General features: G+C 71.8%; 1 protein-coding gene. It reads right to left on the bottom strand.

What is annotated here, in order from left to right; all coding sequences use genetic code 11:
- Positions 1-337: ATP-binding protein (locus tag IH25_RS0136970; RefSeq protein WP_030621538.1), on the bottom strand; the 337-nt coding region annotated here is incomplete at both ends.

Raw genomic sequence — 337 nt, 5'->3', positions numbered from 1 at the left:
GGCGCGCTGGAGGGCTTCCTTGCGGGTGCGGCCGGTGACGATCAGCTTGGCGAGCAGGGAGTCCCAGGCCGGGCCGATGACACTGCCGGCCTCCACGCCCGCGTCCAGCCGCACACCGGGGCCGGTGGGGGCGTCGAAGGCGGTGACGGTGCCGGGGGCGGGCAGGAAGTTACGGCCCGGGTCCTCGCCGTTGATGCGGAACTCGAAGGAGTGACCGCGCAGTACCGGGTCGCCGTAACCGAGGGGTTCGCCGTCGGCGATGCGGAACATCTCGCGCACCAGGTCGATGCCGGCGACTTCCTCGGTGACGGGGTGTTCGACCTGCAGGCGGGTGTTG

Source organism: Streptomyces achromogenes subsp. achromogenes (assembly GCF_000720835.1).
Taxonomy (GTDB): Bacteria; Actinomycetota; Actinomycetes; order Streptomycetales; family Streptomycetaceae; genus Streptomyces; species Streptomyces achromogenes.
This window is presented reverse-complemented; position numbering and strand designations above follow the sequence as displayed.